This is a genomic window from Spirobacillus cienkowskii (genome assembly GCF_037081835.1).
Classification (GTDB): domain Bacteria; phylum Bdellovibrionota_B; class Oligoflexia; order Silvanigrellales; family Silvanigrellaceae; genus Silvanigrella; species Silvanigrella cienkowskii.
Window position 1 is genome coordinate 2,186,929 of record NZ_CP146516.1, and the last position, 17,402, is coordinate 2,204,330.

Annotated in this window: 15 protein-coding genes; all 15 read right to left on the minus strand. The window is 39.9% G+C overall.

Annotation, left to right across the window (positions count from 1 at the left end):
• Nucleotides 1–6: 6 nt before the first annotated feature.
• Entirely contained in the window at nt 7–282 is a 276-nt protein-coding gene (rpsS, locus tag Spiro2_RS09720; RefSeq protein WP_338635580.1) for a 30S ribosomal protein S19, read from the minus strand.
• Between the two features lie 17 nt (nt 283–299).
• Entirely contained in the window at nt 300–1,127 is an 828-nt protein-coding gene (gene rplB, locus Spiro2_RS09725; protein ID WP_338635581.1) for a 50S ribosomal protein L2, read from the minus strand.
• Nucleotides 1,128–1,208: 81 nt separating this feature from the next.
• A complete protein-coding gene (locus Spiro2_RS09730; protein ID WP_338635582.1) occupies nt 1,209–1,547 on the minus strand; it encodes a 50S ribosomal protein L23 in 339 nt (112 codons plus the stop codon).
• Nucleotides 1,548–1,564: 17 nt separating this feature from the next.
• Nucleotides 1,565–2,161 (minus strand): 50S ribosomal protein L4, encoded by a 597-nt coding sequence (gene rplD / locus Spiro2_RS09735; protein WP_338635583.1) that lies wholly within the window; start codon nt 2,159–2,161, stop codon nt 1,565–1,567.
• A gap of 20 nt (nt 2,162–2,181) precedes the next feature.
• Nucleotides 2,182–2,733: a 50S ribosomal protein L3 gene (rplC, locus tag Spiro2_RS09740; protein WP_338635584.1), complete on the minus strand. Its 552-nt coding sequence runs from the start codon at nt 2,731–2,733 to the stop codon at nt 2,182–2,184.
• A 109-nt stretch (nt 2,734–2,842) separates the two neighbouring features.
• Nucleotides 2,843–3,154, minus strand: a complete 312-nt coding sequence (rpsJ, locus tag Spiro2_RS09745; protein ID WP_130610705.1) for a 30S ribosomal protein S10 — start codon at nt 3,152–3,154, stop codon at nt 2,843–2,845.
• Between the two features lie 115 nt (nt 3,155–3,269).
• Nucleotides 3,270–7,457, minus strand: a complete 4,188-nt coding sequence (rpoC, locus tag Spiro2_RS09750) for a DNA-directed RNA polymerase subunit beta' (protein ID WP_422398037.1) — start codon at nt 7,455–7,457, stop codon at nt 3,270–3,272.
• A 23-nt stretch (nt 7,458–7,480) separates the two neighbouring features.
• On the minus strand, nt 7,481–11,653 hold the full coding sequence (gene rpoB, locus Spiro2_RS09755) for a DNA-directed RNA polymerase subunit beta (RefSeq protein WP_338635588.1): 4,173 nt from the start codon (nt 11,651–11,653) through the stop codon (nt 7,481–7,483).
• 196 nt (nt 11,654–11,849) lie between these two features.
• Nucleotides 11,850–12,227, minus strand: coding sequence for a 50S ribosomal protein L7/L12 (gene rplL / locus Spiro2_RS09760; RefSeq protein ID WP_338635590.1), 378 nt, complete (start codon nt 12,225–12,227; stop codon nt 11,850–11,852).
• 86 nt (nt 12,228–12,313) lie between these two features.
• On the minus strand, nt 12,314–12,832 hold the full coding sequence (gene rplJ / locus Spiro2_RS09765; RefSeq protein WP_338635591.1) for a 50S ribosomal protein L10: 519 nt from the start codon (nt 12,830–12,832) through the stop codon (nt 12,314–12,316).
• A gap of 150 nt (nt 12,833–12,982) precedes the next feature.
• Nucleotides 12,983–13,681 carry a 50S ribosomal protein L1 gene (gene rplA / locus Spiro2_RS09770; protein ID WP_338635593.1) on the minus strand — a complete coding sequence of 233 codons (699 nt, stop codon included), beginning with the start codon at nt 13,679–13,681 and terminating at the stop codon, nt 12,983–12,985.
• 59 nt (nt 13,682–13,740) lie between these two features.
• Nucleotides 13,741–14,166, minus strand: a complete 426-nt coding sequence (gene rplK / locus Spiro2_RS09775; protein WP_338635594.1) for a 50S ribosomal protein L11 — start codon at nt 14,164–14,166, stop codon at nt 13,741–13,743.
• A 122-nt stretch (nt 14,167–14,288) separates the two neighbouring features.
• On the minus strand, nt 14,289–15,272 hold the full coding sequence (locus tag Spiro2_RS09780) for an electron transfer flavoprotein subunit alpha/FixB family protein (protein ID WP_338635595.1): 984 nt from the start codon (nt 15,270–15,272) through the stop codon (nt 14,289–14,291).
• 12 nt (nt 15,273–15,284) lie between these two features.
• A complete protein-coding gene (locus Spiro2_RS09785; RefSeq protein WP_338635596.1) occupies nt 15,285–16,064 on the minus strand; it encodes an electron transfer flavoprotein subunit beta/FixA family protein in 780 nt (259 codons plus the stop codon).
• Between the two features lie 139 nt (nt 16,065–16,203).
• Nucleotides 16,204–17,328 carry a R3H domain-containing nucleic acid-binding protein gene (locus Spiro2_RS09790; protein WP_338635598.1) on the minus strand — a complete coding sequence of 375 codons (1,125 nt, stop codon included), beginning with the start codon at nt 17,326–17,328 and terminating at the stop codon, nt 16,204–16,206.
• Nucleotides 17,329–17,402: the final 74 nt, after the last annotated feature.

Genomic DNA, 17,402 nt, shown 5'->3' on the forward strand with positions numbered 1-17,402 from the left:
TACCTCTTACTTTTTCTTAGCAGCTTTTTTATCCGCACCGTGACCATGGAAGGTACGAGTTGGAGAAAACTCACCAAGCTTGTGACCAACCATGTTTTCATTTACGTACACAGGAACAAATTTTTTTCCATTGTGCACAGCAAACGTAACTCCAACAAACTCTGGAATAATTGTAGAACGGCGACTCCAAGTTTTAATAACTTTGGCAGAACTTCTGCCTTCAGTAACCTTTTGAAGCAAATGGCCATCTACAAAAGGACCCTTTTTCAACGAACGTGACATTGCTTTACCCCTATAAATTATTTCTTACGACGGCTTACAATAAACTTATCGCTAGGTTTTGCCTTGCGTGTTTTGTAACCTTTAGACAATTGACCCCATGGAGAACATGGATGACGACCACCACTTGTACGGCCCTCACCACCACCCATTGGATGATCAACAGGGTTCATAGCGACACCACGAACAGTTGGGCGCACACCTTTCCAACGATTACGACCTGCCTTACCAATTGATATATTCATATGATCTGCGTTAGAAACAACACCTATCGTTGCATAGCAATCATCAGGAATAAGGCGAAGTTCTCCGGATGGCATACGGATTTGCGCATATTTTTCAATACGTCCTACCAAAGTTGCAGAAGCACCAGCACTACGCACCAGCTTTGCACCAGCTCCAGGACGCATTTCGATACTATGAATGGTTGTACCTGCAGGAATTTTCTTAAGAGGAAGGCTATTGCCAGACTTAATATCAGCTTCACTTGAAGCAATGATTTTTGTTCCCACTTTAACTCCATCAGTAGCTAGCACATAGCGGCGATCACCATCTATGAACTTAACCAATGAAATAAATGCTGTACGATTTGGATCATACTCAACAGAGGTCACAACACCTTCAACATCTTTACGACTTCTTTTCCAATCAATGATACGGTACTTAGTTTTGTTCCCGCCTCCTTGATGACGAACAGTAATGCGCCCTGTATTATTACGACCAGCCTTATTTGGCTTTGACTCCAAAAGAGGCTTATAAGGTGCATCAGTAGTAAGAACTTCTCTATAATTGATATAACTTTGTGTTCTTGTTGTGGCCGTATAAGGCCTTAATTGTCTGATTCCCATTTTCCTCATCCTTGCGCGATAATTCGAGGATTTTTCCGCGCACTAAAACTAAAAAAATATTCTAAATATAGAACAACTCACTTAAGCATTAGAAGCTTGCTCAGAATCCGCAGCAGCCACAACTGGAGCTGGCAACTCTTGACCATCTTTTAAACGAATAAATGCTTTCTTGATGTTTGGAAGCTTGACATTAGAAGCGCCACCTTTTTTAGAGCGCGCTTTGCGAACAACTCTTCCACGCAAAATAGCAGTATTTACACTTGCTACATCAACGCCAAAAACATCTTTTACAGCAGCTTTGATATCTGCCTTAGTCGCTTTCAAATCAACTTTAAGGGTATACACTTTCTTTTCCAAAAGAGCGTATGACTTTTCGCTTAAAACTGACCCTTTAATAACATAATCCGAACGCATGTTCATATCCTTTCTCCAAAAATTCAGTCCGCTAACCTAGACTCAAGAACCTTGAACGCCTCAGGACTTGCGATAAGACTGCGAGCTTGAAGAATCGTAAAAGCATTGACTTGCTCAGGACTTACAAGATGAACACCACGAATATTACGCAACGCGCGAATTGTAGTTTCAGATGGATTGCTAAGACAAACCAAAGTATTACCAGTCAAATCCGCCGCATTCTTTAAAATAGATGCCGCATCTTTTGTTTTGCCACTTGGAAAATCAAGCGCTCCAACAAAAATTTTACCTGCCTTGATACGTTCAGAAATCGCAATACCAAGCGCAACACGGCTCATTTTTGTAGGAATTGCCTGACGGTAATCGCGCGCCTTTGGACCATGCGCTACACCACCACCAACATGCAATGGAGCTACAAACGAACCACGACGAGCACTGCCCGTTTTCTTTTGCTTGTACGGTTTCTTGCCAGTAGACTTCACCATCGCGCGTGTTTTTACGCCAACAGTACCTTGTCTCTGGTTGGCTCTATAAGCCTTAATAACCTGCCAAAGAGTACCTTTGTTACGATCTGCATAACTAACCAGGCTCTCTGGAAGGGCTTCAATTTTAGACAACATAAGCTATCCCTTCCCAAAACTTAAACAAATACCATACCACCGCGTGCACCAGGCACACCGCCTACAACAGCCATTACCGACTCTTCATGAGACCAGTATGCAACTTGAACATTACGGAGAGTTACTTGCACATTACCGTCTTGGCCAGGCATTTTTTTACCTTTCATGACACGACCAGGTTCAGCACGCATCCCCACAGAACCAGGAGAACGATGAAAACGGCTACCATGACTTGCAGGACCACCACCAAAACCATGGCGAGTCATCGCATCTTGAAAACCGCGACCTTTTGAAAAACCAGTAATTTTTAATTTTTGACCGACAGAAATAGCGGGAGCTTTGAGAGGCGAGCCAACTTCATAATCAGCTGGATTATCAACAACCCATCCACGTACAAGTTTATTTTTATGACCTGTATCATATTCAACAACAACAACGACTTTACCACCTTCTAAAGTTTCATGTCTGATAACTTTAGCAGGCTGCATTTTTAGGACTGTTACACCTTGTGCAGAACCACTTACCGTGAACGCACTAGTCATGCCCACTTTGCTAAAAGCATAACGCACCATATGACTTTAACTCCTGCTGGTTGCAAAAACTTACAGCGCCAGCTTTTTGTTAAAACTTCAAAAAACAAAACTGAATTTTGAAGCGTAATTAAAAAAATAAAAAGAAGTCTCAGTAAAGATTGATCTCAACATCAACACCTGCAGCCAAATCTAACTTCATAAGACCATCAACAGTTTGTTGTTTTGGCTCGAGAAGGTCGATAAGACGGCGATGAGTACGGATTTCAAACTGTTCACGTGACTTTTTGTCGACATGAGGAGATCTCAATACTGTGTAACGATTAATAATTGTTGGCATAGGAACTGGGCCAGCGATTTTAGCGCCTGTGCCTTTTGCCTTGTTAATAATCTGAGCTACGCTCTGGTCAACCAGAGAAACATCATAGCCCTTAAGACGAATACGGATTTTTTGGCTTTCCATTAAACTATACTCCAAACCGTTGGGCGTCGATTCGTACCGTAGAACAACGCCCATTGTCAAGCAAAAATTGTAAAATTAGAGCAATAAGTACGCATAAGAAATAGACACAAAATGCCTATCTCATTTGGTGATGAGATCCTGTTCCAAGGCGAGCAACAACCTGAGGAATAGATGCTTCAATAATTGCTTCCGCATCAAGACTTTGACCTTCAACAAACATTTCAAGATTATTATAGAAGCTAACACCCGTACCCGCTGGAATAAGGCGACCCATGATCACATTTTCCTTTAAGCCGCGAAGTAAGTCTTTACGACCCGCTAAAGCAGCCTCTGTCAATACACGTGTTGTCTCTTGAAACGATGCAGCAGAAATAAACGATTCCGTTGACGACGCTGCACGTGCAATACCCAAAAGTAATGGCTCTGCACTTGCAGGACGAGCGCCACGCTGAATTGCTAACTCATTTTGTTCTTCAAACGTCCACTTCTCAACCTGTGCTGCAGGTAAAAACTCTGTGTCACCAGGATCTTTAATACGAACACGACGCAACATCTGTTTAACAATAATTTCAATATGCTTATCGTCAATGTTCACACCCTGAAGCTTATAAACAGCTTGAATTTCAGAAACAAGATAGCCTGCTAACGCCTTCTCTCCTAAAACCTTTAATATGTCATGAGGATTGAGAGGACCATCAACCAACGGCTCTCCTGCGCGAATGAAATCTCCTTCAGTTACCACAACGTGGCGTCCCTTTGGAATTAAGTATTCGCGACTGTCTCCACCACCTAGTTCAGGAGTGACGACAACTCTTCTTTTGCCCTTAATATCTGAACCAAAAGAAACAAAACCATCAATTTCAGAAATTATTGCAAAAGTTCTGCGCTTTTGTGCTAAGAACAGCTCAGCAACTCGCGGTAGACCACCTGTAATATCTTTAGTTTTAGCTTGTTCACGAGGAATTTTTGCTAACACATCACCTGGATAGACGGTGTCATTATCCGCAAACATAATGGTTGCACCACTTGGCAATGGATAACGCGCATCACGGGTATCAGTAATACGAATCGCAGTTCCTGTATCATCAGTAATCACGATTGCTGGCTTGATTTTAGTATCTTTGTTCTCAATCACCACACGGCGTGTTAAACCAGTCACTTCATCAGTACGTTCTTCAACAGACACGCCTTCATAGAGATCTTGGAATTTCACTTTACCCGGAACTTCAGAGACAATCACAACAGAGTGCGGATCCCATTCAATAAGCATTGTGCCTACTTTTACACTTGCCCCATCTTTCACAAAAACTTTTGATCCATATGGAATGGAATGGCGATCGCGCTCAATTCCATCTAAGTCGTAAACAATGACTTCGCCGTTACGACCCATTGCTGTGTCCCATTCATTACGCCCTCTCACTAAACTGACGTTAGAAAGCTGAACACGGCCTTCAACTTTTGCTTCATAAGATGATGCTTGAGATTGCGTTGTTGCTGTACCACCAGAGTGGAAGGTACGCATTGTCAACTGAGTTCCCGGCTCACCGATAGATTGAGCCGCAATAACACCAACTGCTTCACCAACATTCACCAAATTACCTGTAGCAAGGTCACGACCATAGCATTTTGCACACACACCACGGCGCGTACGACATGTTAAAACAGAACGCACATACACGCGGTCTATTTTTGCCTGATCGAGGTGAACAACAGAATCCTCATTGATTTCTTCGTTAGCTTTAACAATAACTTCACCTGTTGCACGATTTTTAATGTCATACAAAGAGGTTCTTCCTAAAGTACGATTTCCTACACGCTGAATCACTTCTCCGCCTTCAACGACTGATGTGATTTCAACGCCATCTAGAGTACCGCAGTCTGTTTCAGAAATAATCGTATCTTGCGCAACATCCACAAGCTGACGCGTTAAGTAACCAGAAGATGCTGTTTTTAATGCAGTATCGGCAAGACCTTTACGCGCACCATGCGTGTTAATAAAGTATTGAAGGATAGTGAAACCTTCTCGCAAATTTGACGTCACAGGAGTTTCAATAATTTCCCCAGTTGCCTTAGCAACCAAGCCCTTCATACCAGCCAACTGACGCATTTGCTGCTTCGATCCACGAGCTCCTGAGTCAGCCATCATATACAATGAGTTGAAAGATTGAATCTGAACGCTTTCACCTTTTTGGTTTACCGCAGGCTGAGTTTCTAGCTGCTTCAACATTTTAACAGTAATTTCATCCTGAACGCGCGACCAAATATCAATCACCTTATTGTGACGCTCACCTTCAGTAATAAGACCTTCTGCATATTGCTCACGAACTTCTTTAACTTCATTGTAAGCTTCATCCAAAAGTTTTGGTTTTTCTTTTGGAATCATCATATCTTTAATCGCAATAGAAATACCAGATTCTGTTGCATAACGATAACCCAACTCACGCAAGGCATCTGCTAGCAAAACAGTTTCTTTCGCTCCACAAAAACGATATGTATCATTGACAAGAACAGCGAGTGCTTTTTGATCAAGCGCTTTGTTGTATTTTTTGAAAAATGGAACATTTTCTGGGATCACTTCTTTTAAAATACAACGGCCAACAGTAGTTTGCACAAGCTCTTTTTCACCAGGCTTAACGCGCACAAACACTCTTGTATGCAGCTCTACAAATCCATGATCATACGCAACACGCACTTCATCAAGACTTGAAAACTTCATACCATCACCACGCGCCGTGATATTTTCACGCGTCAAATAGTAAAGCCCTAGAACAATGTCCTTACGAGGCTCAATAATTGGTGTACCATGCTGTGGCGATAAAATATTATTTGTCGACATCATCAACACACGTGCCTCAATTTGCGCTTCTAAACTTAGAGGAACGTGAACACACATTGTGTCTCCGTCAAAGTCCGCGTTGAACGCCTGACAAACCAAAGGATGAAGCTGAATCGCCTTGCCTTCAATCAAAACAGGCTCAAACGCTTGAATACCCAAACGGTGAAGTGTTGGAGCACGGTTTAAAAGAACTGGATGCTCTTTGGTACATTCTTCGAGCAAATCCCATACTTCTGGGCGCTCTTTTTCCACCATTTTTTTAGCGCTTTTTATTGTAGAAACATATCCCCGCTCTTCTAATTTATTAAATAAGAACGGCTTAAACATTTCAAGAGCCATCAATTTAGGCAAACCACACTGATGCAAACGAAGTTCTGGCCCTGCAACAATGACAGAACGACCAGAATAATCGACACGCTTTCCAAGCAAGTTTTGACGGAAGCGACCGCTTTTCCCTTTAAGCATATCGGATAATGAACGAAGTGGACGCTTGTTAGGTCCTGTAAATACTTTTCCGCGACGGCCATTATCAAACAAAGCATCAATTGCTTCTTGAAGCATGCGTTTTTCATTACGGACAATAATTTCAGGAGCATTAAGCTCTATCAAACGCAATAAACGATTATTACGATTGATCACACGACGGTACAAATCGTTCAAATCAGATGTTGCAAAACGACCTCCATCCAACGGAACAAGAGGACGCAAATCAGGAGGCAATACAGGAATCACAGAAAGCATCATCCACTCTGGACGATTGTCGCTCATTGTGAATGCACCTACGACTTTTAAGCGTTTGATCAGTTTTTTACTTTGAGCGTCTGATGTTGTTGTCATCAAAGATTCTTTTAATTGCTCAGAAAGTTCAAATACATCAACAGATTGAAGCATTTCAAGCAGAGCATCTGCACCGATTCCTACGCGAAACGCATTATTACCAAGCTCTCTGACTTTTGCTGCAAAACGATCTTCAGAAATTAATTCATGTTTTTTAAGATCTGACGTTCCAGGATCAAGAACGATATAAGATTCACAATAAAGAACTTTTTCCAGATCTTTTAAAGAGATATCTACGACACAGCCGATTCTGGATGGTAAGCTTTTTAGAAACCAGATATGCGCCACAGGACTTGCCAAGTTAATATGACCCAGTCTTTCACGACGCACTTTGCTTTCAATCACCTCAACACCGCATTTTTCACACACGGTCCCACGATGTTTTTTTCTTTTATATTTTCCACAAATACATTCAAAATCGCGAACAGGTCCAAAAATTTTACCACAAAAAAGGCCGTCACGCTCTGGTTTAAATGTTCTATAATTAATTGTTTCTGGTTTTTTAACTTCGCCGTATGACCAGCTTCTGATTCTCTCAGGAGAAGCCAAACCAATCTTAACAGCGCTAAAACTCAAAGGATCTACAGGTTTGTCGAAGAAACTGTAAACATCTTTGGAACCTTCATTCATATTCATGCTTAAACTCCTTCGATTTATTGAATTTCTCGTATATCGCGCTGAAGGTCATCCAAACTGATTTCATTTTCATCACGAATAAGACTGACATCCAAAGCAAGCGATTGCATTTCTTTGACAAGAACATTGAAAGACTCAGGTAAACCAGGGAGCATCATGTTTTCGCCTTTTACAACAGCTTCATACATCTTCGTACGACCTGCAATATCATCTGATTTTACAGTTAAAAATTCTTGTAGAGTGTAAGCGGCGCCATACGCTTCCATTGCCCACACTTCCATTTCTCCAAGTCGCTGACCACCAAACTGAGCTTTACCGCCCAATGGCTGCTGGGTCACAAGACTGTATGGCCCAATAGAACGCGCATGGATTTTTTCATCGACAAGGTGGTGCAAACGCAACACATACATAACACCAACTGTAACAGGGCGATTGAACTTCTCACCAGTTCGTCCATCGTACAGAGTAACCTGACCCGAACGATCAAGATCTGCGAGTTCGAGATATTTAAAGATTTCTTCTTCTTCTGCCCCATCAAACACAGGGTTAGAAAGTGTCACACCCTCTTTGTATTTACGCACAAACTGACGCAATTCTTCGTTAGAACATGATTTTACAAATTCATGGACAGAAGGATCATCCCAAATTTTACAGATATATTCTTCAAGTTCGTTGCGAGGCGCTGCCTTGTCCATCATTTCATTGATTTTTTGACCAATACCACGAGCCGCCCAACCAAAGTGAGTTTCCATAATTTGGCCAATATTCATACGAGATGGGACACCCAACGGACTCAAAACAATATCAACAGGCTGTCCATTTTCGAGATAAGGCATGTCTTCCATGGGAACAATTTTTGAAATTACACCTTTGTTACCATGACGGCCTGCAAGCTTATCACCCACTTGCAAACGGCGTTTGATAGCAACGTAAACCTTCACCATTTTGATCACACCAGGAGGCAATTCGTCTCCTCGTTTTGCTCTAGCAATTTGAGATTCTGTCATCTCGCGTACAAGAGCTATTTTTTCATTCATAGATTTTTTAATTTTTGCTAGTAAAGAGCTTTTCTCTGAATTTACAATTTCAAGAGATTTAATTTGCTCAATACTCATTCCGGCAAAAGCTTCTTTGCGAATTTTCTCTCCAGAAGACACTTTAATGGTTTGGCCTTCGTGAACAGTTTCAAAACTTACCGCTGCAACGTCGTTAGAGAACAGTGACTCTAATTTTTCGACAGTTGATTTACGAATAATTTGAATGCGATCGCGCTCATCTTTTTTGAGTTTAGCAATTTCTTGTTCTTGAACTTGAATCATACGACTATCAAGCTCAGCACCTTCACGAGAGAAGACTTTTGCACCAATCACAGTTCCTTGAACTCCTGGCGGAACACGCAAAGAAGTATCGCGAACGTCAGCTGCTTTTTCACCGAAAATTGCACGTAATAATTTTTCTTCAGGAGTTAGCTGAGTTTCTGCTTTAGGAGTTAATTTTCCAACTAAAATATCGCCAGGCTTAACTTCTGCACCAATACGCACAACACCTGCATCATCAAGATCTTTTAATGATTCATCACTCACATTAGGAATATCTGAAGTAATTTCTTCTTTACCTAATTTTGTGTCACGACTAATACACTCAAATTCTTGGATGTAAACAGACGTATAAAGATCGTCACGAACAACTCGTTCAGAGACCACAATTCCATCTTCGTAGTTGTATCCATTCCAAGGTAAGAATGCGACAACAACATTTTGCCCTAACGCTAACTCGCCCATTTCTGTCGCAAAACCGTCAGCAATAATATCGCCTTTTTCGACTCTGTCGCCGACTTTAACAATAGGCTTTTGATTCACACAGGTATCAACGTTAGAACGCGTAAACTTCACAAGAGTATAAATATCAACTTCTGACGCAACTTCAGTCACATCTGAAGAAACTTCATTGGCTTTAATCACAACACGTTCTGCATCAACAGAAATCACCATACCTGCACGGCGCGCAACAACGGTCACACCAGAATCGGCGGCAACTGTGCGTTCCATACCTGTACCAATTAACGGTGCCTTAGTACGCAACAATGGCAAGCCTTGACGCTGCATGTTGGCACCCATCAACGCACGGTGCGCATCGTCATTTTGCAAAAATGGAATCAACGAGGCTGCAACAGATACAGCCTGATTTGTTGCAACATCCATTAAATCAACTTCTTCAGCAGAGTAGATGTTGGTTTCACCAGAACTGCGCGCGTTTAAAAGATCATTTGCATTAATTTTATTTTCGCTATCTGTTTTAATACGAGCTTGCGCAATAACGTGGTCACGCCATTCATCTGTTGATGAATAATAACGAACCTCATCTGTTGGCTGTCTATCGTTTACAGTACGATAAGGAGTTTCAATAAATCCATACTTGTTAACTTGCGCAAATGAAGCAAGCGAAACAATAAGACCAATATTAGGTCCTTCAGGAGTTTCAATCGGACAAATACGACCATAGTGAGTAGGATGCACGTCACGCACTTCAAAGCCCGCTCTTTCGCGAGAAAGACCCCCAGGTCCTAGAGCAGATAGACGACGCTTATGATAAACCTCAGCCAATGGGTTGGTTTGGTCCATAAATTGACTCAACTGCGAAGAACCAAAAAACTCTTTAACAACAGCAGTAACTGGCTTGGCATTGACAAGATCGTGAGGCATTAGGCTGTCTAAATCTTGCAATTGCAGACGCTCTTTAATTGCTCGTTCAATACGAGTCAAACCAATACGGTATTGATTTTCCAACAACTCGCCCACAGCACGCACACGACGATTTCCAAGATGGTCAATGTCGTCGACTTTAATTTTTCCGCTGCGCACATCAAGCAAACGCTTAACAGTGCCAATAATATCTTCACGAGTTAACGTGCGGTAGTCGATATCAATGGTGAGATCGATCTTTTCATTTAACTTTAAGCGACCAACTCGAGAGAGATCATATCTGTCTTTTTCAAAAAATAAATTTTGAAATAAGTTGCTTGCATTTTCTAGCGTTGGAGGATCTCCAGGACGCATACGACGATAAATTTCGAGGAGAGCCTCTTCTGTGTTTAATGTTTTATCAACCATTAAAGTATCACGGAAAGAGGAATCAACATTTAAATCATCAATAAATAGAATTTGAAAATTATTGATACCTCTTAACATAATTGCATCAAGTATTTTTTCAGTAATTTCTGTATTGATAGGAAAGAGAACCTCGCCTGTATCAATATCAATGACATCTTGACCAATTACTTTACCAATTAGCTCTTCTTGCGGAAAATGAAGCTCTTCAACGCCAGCAGCTTTTAATTGCTTAATATGAAGAACTGAAATTTTACGATTTCTTTTAACAAGAGTATTTGCAGGATTTTTAGGATCCATTATATCGCTAGAAGCGCGTTGCCCCCGTAAACGATCGAGGTCGACTTTACGATAAAACTGACCATCACGATTTACGATTGTTTCACATTCATAAAACGTTGCCAACAGCTCTTCTGTTGTATAGCCAAGCGCTTTTAAAAGAACTGTCGCTGGCATTTTTCTACGACGATCGATACGGCAATATAGAATGTCTTTAGTATCAAATTCAAAATCTAGCCATGAACCACGATAAGGAATCACGCGAGCATTATATAAAAATTTACCTGAAGATAATGTTTTCCCTTTATCATGATCAAAAAATACACCAGGAGAACGGTGAAGCTGCGATACAACAACTCGTTCAGTACCATTGATAATAAATGTACCATTTTGAGTCATTAAAGGGATTTCGCCGAAATAAACTTCTTGCTCTTTAAAGCCACGAATGGATTTCACTCCAGTTTCGTGATCAACATCCCATATAATAAGACGAATAAGAACCTTTACAGGCGCTGCATAAGTCATGCCTTTTGAGCGACATTCTTCTACAGTATATTTAGGCTCATCCAAGGAGTAACTGACAAATTCAACAGAAGCTGTTGCATCAAAATCTTGAACAGGAAAAACGCTTTTAAAAACACCTTGCAAACCCGCCTCAATACGCGTGTCTGCAGCATCGGTTCCTTGCAAGAATTCCGCGTACGACTTCTTTTGAATGTCAATTAAATTTGGCATTCCGATGATTGGTTTGACTTTTGCAAAAGTGCGACGGTGACGGACGAAGCTAGACGCCAAGTTGGCCATATTAAGTCCTCTACATGAAAAAGAAAGGAATCAAATATTAAGTTGCTCAATTGTGTAGCACGCATGCTTTAGAGGCATAACACACACAAGCAAAGCACACAATATTTGCAGAACAGCAAAAGTCAAGCCATAGAACGAACTGTTCAATAGCTTGACTATAAGCTCTTAAGAATAAGCAAAACAATCAAATCGCGAATTACTTAATCTCGATTGTTGCGCCAACTGCTGTAAGCTTCTTCTTAATTTCTTCTGATTCAGCTTTAGTTACACCAGTTTTAAGGGACTTTGGAGCACCTTCAACAAGATCTTTCGCTTCTTTTAAGCCAAGACCAGTAATTGCGCGAACTTCTTTAATAACGTCAAGTTTTTTATCACCTGAAGCTTTTAAGATCACTTCAAATTCTGTTTGCTCTGCAGCTGCGGCTGCTGCTGGAGCTGCTGCTGCCATCATAGCAACTGGAGCTGCTGCAGAAACGCCAAATTTGTCTTCGAGTTCTTTTACAAGTTCAGCAGCTTGAATAAGAGTTAAGTTTTCAATGTAAGAGATAAATTGTTCTTTAGTAATAGTAGACATAATTGTCGTCCTTTAAAAATTTAAGTTTCGTAGCGAAACAATTAGATTAAACATAAAATAAAACTCTACTTAATAAGTAGTAATTTTCAGCCTGCTTTTTTTTCTTTGATGGCATTAAGAACTTGTACAAAGTTTCTAGAAACACCATTAAGCACACCAAGTAAACCACGATGTGGTGCAACCATTGTACCGATAAGTTGGCCAAGGAGCACTTCGCGTGGAGGTAAAGAAGCCAGCATCTCAATTGACGATGGATTTAATACAGATTTCTCCATATATCCACCAACAATTTGGAGCTTTTCAAACTTCTTTGCAGATTCTGAAAAAACTTTAGCAGCAGCAGCAACATCACCATAAGCAAACACAACGCCTGTTTGGCCTTTAAAAAGCGGAGACATGATATTTTCATCTCTACCTTCTACAGCTTTTTTTGCAATTGTATTTTTAACTACATGGAAATCGGCTTTTACTGCTTTTAACTCACGACGCATCGCCGTTAGCTCTTCAACTGTCATCCCTGAGTAATTAGCAAGGAATACAGCACCAGATTTGTCGAGAGCATTTACAACACTTTCGCGCCACTGGAGTTTAGCATTACGATCCAAGAGAACGCCTCCCCTAAGTTATTCGTATTTCCACAGGCATAATGTAAATACGAGGTTGATTAAACCGCAGGGGCCAAAGTCTATGCGGGATTTATAAGTTGAACAACCTCAACAAAACCTGCAGTCTGAGACCCTTACGAAACAAAAAAACTAAGCTTTATATTCAGCAGCATCAATGCAAACAGAAGGGCTCATTGTTGAACCAACATACACTGATTTTATGTATGTCCCTTTTGCTGCAGCAGGTTTTGCTTTAACTATAGCATCGATGAATGCTTTAGTATTTTCTTCAATTTTATTTGCATCAAAAGAAACTTTTCCAACAGGAGCTTGAACAATTCCAGCCTTATTGACTTTGAATTCAACGCGTCCTGCTTTTGCTTCTTTTACAGCATTTTTAAGATCTTGAGTTACAGTTCCAACTTTTGGATTTGGCATTAAGCCACGAGGAGCAAGGATACGACCTAAACGACCCACAACACCCATCATATCAGGCGTCGCAATTGCCGCTTCAAAATCTAGCCATCCAGACTGAATTTTTTGTGCCAAATCATCGCCGCCAACATAATCAGCTCCTGCTTCTTCTGCTTCACGGATTTTTTCGCCCTTAGCAAAAACAAGAACGCGCACCTTCTTGCCAAGACCATGAGGAAGCACAACAGCACCACGAACATTTTGATCAGCATGACGCGGATCAACACCCAAATTCATTGCTATTTCTACTGTTTCATCAAATTTAACGTAAGACATATCTTTAAGTAATTGACTTGCTTCACTTAATGGATATGACTTACCAGGAGCTACTTTAGTTGCAGCTTCTTTCATTTTTTTACTAATTTTTCTTGCCATATTAAACATCCTTTGAGGTATAAAAACGGCTTATAAAAAAGCCTCCCTCTTTTAAGTTATTACGCCTTAACTTCAATTCCCATAGAACGCGCAGAACCACGAATGAGCTTTTTTGCTGCTTCGATATCATAGCAGTTAAGGTCTGGAAGTTTAGTTTTTGCTATTTCTTCCACTTGTTTTTCGGTTACAGCACCAGCCAAAGCCTTACCTGGAGTTTTGCTTGCAGATTCAATTTTAGCAGCTTGCTTTAATAAAATGCTTGCAGGAGGTGTTTTAGTGATAAATGTAAAGGATTTATCAGAATAAACAGTAATGATAGTTGGCAAAACAACACCTGGTTGTTTTTGCGTACGCGCATTGAACTCTTTCACAAACATTGCAATATTTACACCGCGTTGCCCTAAAGCTGGACCAACTGGTGGCGCCGCTGTTGCTTGAGCGCCTTTTATTTGGAGCTTAATGTAGCCTGTTACTTTTTTTGCCATTGTACTTTCCTCATAAAATATAAATTCAACCCCAAAAAGGTGCGCATTTTAGGGTGAGTGAAAATCGATAATACATAATTTTGGGATATGCAAGAAAAAAGGATGGTTGAAAAAACCGACCTTCACTCAATTATTTTCTTAAACTCTTTAGTCAAAATTGGAACAACCTGAAATAGATCAGCAATAATTCCGTAGTCTGCTTTTTGAAAAATCGGAGCGTCTGCATCTGTATTTATCGCAACAATACATTTTGAGGTTCGCATACCAGAAAGGTGCTGAATAGAACCCGAAATGCCGCAAGCAATATAAAGGCTTGGGTTTACCGTTTTGCCTGTTTGCCCAACCTGCATGTCGTAAGGAGCATAACCGGAATCTACAGCGGCTCTTGATGCTCCAACAGAACCATGCACTACATCTGCACATTCAAATAAAATTTTAAAGTTATCTTTGCTCGCCATCGCTCTACCACCAGAAATAATAATATTTGCTTCTGTGAGGTCTGGTCGCTCGCTTGCCCCTTTGCGGACTTCTACAACTTTTGCAGTAAACTTAGAAACATCAAACTGGCAAGCGAATTTTTCAATTGCTGGCTGCGCATTGCTATCAACTACTTCTGAAGGACGCACATTAGGACGTAACGTAATAAAAGTGACAGCAGACTGCGACATAGCAACCTTGCCACACTTTCCTAAGTACATTGGAATATCAGCAATCACAGAATTGCCTTCTAAACTAAACGAAACAACATCAGTAAGCATTGCCCCATTGTTACGTATTGCTAGTCTTGGAAAAAAATCACGACCAGTAGGAGAAGCTGGCCCAACGATTATTGTATAATTATTTTTTTTAATAATTTGATCAAGAGCCTGAATTGTGGGCTCTCCTTGATATGTATTTGTTTCAGGAGCATCAACAACATAAATTTTTGAAGCACCAAAGGTTGCTAAAGTTTTTGCATGTTGTTCACAACCTTCGCCAAGCAAAACAGCGTGAAGATTTTCTAATTTTCCTCCAAGCATTTTTTTTGCTTCTGCTAACGTTTCTCCAGCCGTAGACTTTAATTTACCGTTTCTCACTTCTGCATAGACAAGCACTTTATGTGACATATACGCAACCCTTTATATAACTTTAGCTTCAGAACGAAGTAACTTAACAACTTCGGCAACCATTTCTTCAACAGGTTTTCCTTTATAAATTTTACCAGGCGCTTTTTCAGGAGGAAGTTTGTACTGACGCACCTCAACTTTAGCTTTATCAGTTATAAGATCTGTGGCTTTTTTTTCTGCTATTGGCTTTTTCTTTGCTTTCATAATGCCTGGCAAAGAAGGAAATCTAGGATCATTTAAATTTTGATGAGGAGCAATTAATAAAGGTAACTGAGCATCATAAACTTCAACAACACCACCTTCTACATCGCGAAAAGCACGCAAAGCCTTTCCTTCATTTTGCCATTCAATTTTAGAAATATTTATTAAACTAGGAATTCTTGCAAATTCAGCAACCATTGGACCTACATTTCCAGCACCTTCATCGGTTGTATTAAGCCCCGCAAAAATAAGGTCTGGCTTTTCTTCAGCAACAACTTTTGAAATTGCTAAAGCAACGGAATAAGAATCAAGAGTACTAGAAAAACCATCAGTGTTTATCCACACACCACGATCGATTCCCATTGCAAGTCCCTTACGAATTGTTTCTTGAGATCGCGCAGGACCTACACTGATAACAACACTCTCACCCTTAAATTTTTCCTGGGTACGGATAGCTTCTTCCATTGCATATTCATCACAAGGATTAACCATATATTTAAAATCAGCTTCATCAATTGATTTACCGCCAGATGCAATTTTAATGACTGTTTCAGTATCTGGCACGTGTTTGGCAAGTACAAGAATTTTCACTTTGTCCCCCAAAGAAGGATTGATTGTTTTAAATAAAAAAACACCACTAAGTCAGAATGAGATTACTAATTCTAGGTAGGGTGTCAAATCGTGAAGAAAATATTGTTACAAATTTGTTAAAGCATAAATAAATTAAATTTTACGTTACCTTTCTTTTTATGCAAACATGCCGAGTCTTCGCTTCTCCTAAACTTTCAGTTTCAAATCCTGATTCTGTGATTAAAGAATGCTGCTGCCTGCGAACAAAAGAGTTTTGTGGCATTAAATTAATTTCTGTAATCTCAACATTAGAAAGCATCTTTTTAATTGCCTGTTTGGCTTCATCAAGAGCTTTTTCTAAATTTTTCTGTTGCTGCAAATCGGGCGAAGTTCCCCATTCTTCATCAGATTTATATTTTGAATTTTTTGCCGGATACTCTTTTTCTGAACGCAAAGGCTTATCTCTTTTTTGGTACCGAGTATCATTTTCAAAATGCTTCTTTTTATCTTGATGGTTGGTCTCAGATTTATCTTTTTGAGATTTTAATTTTTGATTTCTTTCATTACGCTTTGCAAAACGTTCTTCTTTTTCTGCGTCAAAAAGCTCTTTAAACTGCTTATAATAACTTATTCCGCAAGGAGGACGCACACTCCAATCAATCACATCATCAGGCAACTCTTGTAATGCATATTTCCAGAGCACATAATTTTGAATAAAATCAAAGTAAGAACCATATATTTTTTTAATAAACGAGGCGATTAAACTCCAAATCTCATGAATGTATATTGTGTCAACATTTTCTCCAGATTCTGACATTAATGGAAATAATGTAAACGCAACTTGTTCTTCAGCAGTTTTCTGCTGTAAATGATTTGAATATTTTTGAATTGCCAAAAGAATATTTTTACTTGAAATAGCGCGAGGGATTGCATTACTTTTAAAAAGAGGCAGCTTTTCCCCTGTAAAAAAAGTTAAAAGATGCTCGATATCAGCAAATAACGCTGCAATTGAATGAGAAAACCAAGATATATTTTCAATATTAATGGTTTCATTACGCTGAAAATTTGGTAATATATTATAATGATGAGTGATAACTTCAGTAAGATATGATTTAAAATTTTGAAAATTTGGTTTTTGCGGAATTTCCCAAGTATTTGTTAAAAATGGCTCATACCTAAGATGCGAATCAAAGCCTCCGTTTACTCGAGATCTCGCTTGATATGCTTGATGAATAGCAAATATTAATGCATCAGGATTAATTGATATTTTGGAAGTTTCTGTCACAGTATAAAATCCTATAGTAGCTTAACAGAGGCTAACTTGAACCTTTGTTTAATAGTTTAAGGGCTATACAATAG